The organism is Mycobacterium sp. (assembly GCF_035603715.1).
In the GTDB taxonomy this organism is placed as follows: Bacteria; Actinomycetota; Actinomycetes; order Mycobacteriales; family Mycobacteriaceae; genus Mycobacterium.
In genome coordinates, this window is sequence record NZ_DATNJW010000492.1 from 1 (window position 1) to 2,180 (window position 2,180).

The window sequence follows — 2,180 nt, forward strand, 5'->3', positions numbered from 1 at the left end:
GCAACGACGGCGCCAAGGATGCCATCAAGCACATCAAGGATGTGGCCGACAAGTGCCCGGGCACCCCGCAGGTGCTCGGCGGGTACTCGCAGGGCGCATCGGTGGTCGACATTGTCACCGGGACGCAGATCGCCGGCGTCGGCTGGGGCGATTCGCTGCCGCCGCAATACGCCAGCCACATCATCGCGGTCACCACATTCGGTAACCCCGCCGACCGCAGCGGCGGCACGATCTCGGCCCAGAGCGCGATGTTCGGCGCCAAGGCCGTCGACTACTGCAACCCCGAAGACCCGATCTGCCACGCCGGCCAGGGCAACCAATGGAGCGGGCACACCGACGGCTACGTGCCCATCTACACCAGCCAGGCCGCCAGCTTCGTCGCCACACGGCTGCTGTCGATACTCGCCCCGACCAGTCCCCAGGGGCCGATGGGCTTTCCGCCTGGCTCCGGTTATCTCGGCGTCCCGCCCGGATCTGGTCAGGCCCCGCTTCCTGGTCAGGGCCCGCTGCCCGGTCAGGGTCCGCTGCCCGGGCCCAACCCCAACCCCGACGTCCCGGGTCCGACCGTGGTCAGCCAGACCCAGCCCGCCGCGTTTCACTGATCAGCCGGTCACCACGCTGATCTTGTGACCGCTACTGTCGTGTCATGAACCTGCGCTCGATGGCCCTCGCGTCACGATCGATTCGAGGCGTGTGCGTCGCCGCCCTTCTTGCCGCAGGTTTGATGCTTGCGCCCGCGGCGCCGATCCCCACGGCATCGGCCTCCTGCTCGGACGTCGAGGTGATATTCGCCCGCGGGCGAACGGAGTCACCCGGTGCCGGCATCGTCGGCAACAACTTTGTCAGCGCGCTGCGGTCCAGGGTCCACCGGAACGTCAGCCTGTACGCGGTGCGCTACCCCGCCGACACCGAGATCGACATCGGCGCCAACGACATGAGCGCTCACGTTCAGAACACGATCAACGGCTGCCCGAACACCCGCATCGTGCTGGGTGGCTACTCGCTGGGCGCGGCGGTCACCGACGTCGTGGTGGCGGCTCCCATCGCGGCATTCGGCTTCACCAATCCGCTGCCGCCGGGCTCAGACCAACACATCGCGGCGGTTGCGCTGTTCGGCAACGGCACCCAGTGGGTCGGGCCGATCACGAATTTCAACCCGGTCTACGCCGACCGGACCATCGACTTGTGCCACGGCACCGACCCGATCTGCAATCCGGCCGACCCGCACACCTGGCAGGACAACTGGCCGCAGCACGCCGGCAACCTCTATATCAGCGACGGCATGGTCAATCAGGCCGCCGACTTTGTCGCCGGCAAACTGGCCTAGCCACATTCGCTGATCGAACACACAGGTCGGTATCAGCGGAGCATTAGTTTCACCCGCTAATTTTTGCTCATGCGACTCCCTCCGACGTCACGGGTGCCGCGCTGGTTAGCCGGGCTGACGGCTGCGGGGTTGCTCGCGTTGGGTCTGCTGGCTGCCCCGGCGCTGGCACCGCTCGCGACGACGACCATCGCGAAGGCGTCGGCGGCCTGCCCGGACGCCGAAGTCGACTTCGCCCGCGGCCGCGAAGAAGCCCCCGGCGTCGGCGCGGTCGGCCAGGCCTTCATCAACTCGCTACAGAAGAAGCGGCCGCAGATGTCGATCGGCGCCTACGGGGTCAACTACCCCGCCGACGTCAGCGTCACCAAAGGCTCCAACGACATGAGCGCCCACGTGCAGTCGATGGCGAGAAGCTGCCCGAACACCAAGCTGGTACTCGGCGGCTACTCGCTGGGCGCCGCCGCGGCCGACGTCGTCATCGCGATGAACCAGCCGGGTTTCGGCTACACCGATCCCCTACCGCCGCCGATGGATCAGCACGTCGCCGCGGTCGCGCTGTTCGGCAACGCGACCCAACGAGTGGTCGGCGACATTCCCGGTCCCAGCCCGGCCTTCGCCGGCAAAATCATAGACCTGTGTGCCCCGGGCGACCCGATCTGCACCGGCGGTATCCAGGATCTGCACTGGCACTCACACCTGCAGCCGTCTTACATCAACACCGGCTTGGTGGATCAGGCCGCCGGCTTCGTCGCCGGCAAGCTGTAGATCAGTCCCGCGTACGCAGGTCGCGGGTGATCAGCGTGCGCGCCTGCAGTTCGCTGTCGGGCGGGTAGTCCACTCCCACCAGCGTCAAACC

The 2,180-nt window shown here is 67.3% G+C and carries 3 protein-coding genes and 1 pseudogene; 3 read left to right on the forward strand and 1 reads right to left on the reverse strand.

Going from position 1 to position 2,180, the window contains the following annotated elements:
• The 3 genes from VN856_RS20535 to VN856_RS20545 form a co-directional block, all read left to right on the forward strand.
• A partial coding sequence (locus VN856_RS20535; protein WP_325692362.1) for a cutinase family protein occupies positions 1–602 on the forward strand: 602 nt, incomplete at its 5' end.
• 44 nt (positions 603–646) lie between these two features.
• Positions 647–1,327, forward strand: coding sequence for a cutinase family protein (locus tag VN856_RS20540; protein ID WP_414687009.1), 681 nt, complete (start codon positions 647–649; stop codon positions 1,325–1,327).
• A 69-nt stretch (positions 1,328–1,396) separates the two neighbouring features.
• A complete protein-coding gene (locus tag VN856_RS20545; RefSeq protein WP_325692364.1) occupies positions 1,397–2,089 on the forward strand; it encodes a cutinase family protein in 693 nt (230 codons plus the stop codon).
• Position 2,090: 1 nt separating this feature from the next.
• Here the strand turns inward: VN856_RS20545 and VN856_RS20550 are convergent.
• Positions 2,091–2,180, reverse strand: a pseudogene (locus VN856_RS20550) (tRNA pseudouridine(38-40) synthase TruA); the annotation flags it as partial.

What these genes read in the sequence shown, in the direction of transcription:
- VN856_RS20545 (WP_325692364.1), top strand. Translation starts at nt 1,397, where the DNA reads ATGCGACTCCCTCCGACGTCACGGGTGCCGCGCTGGTTAGCCGGGCTG.
- VN856_RS20540 (WP_414687009.1), top strand. Translation starts at nt 647, where the DNA reads ATGAACCTGCGCTCGATGGCCCTCGCGTCACGATCGATTCGAGGCGTG.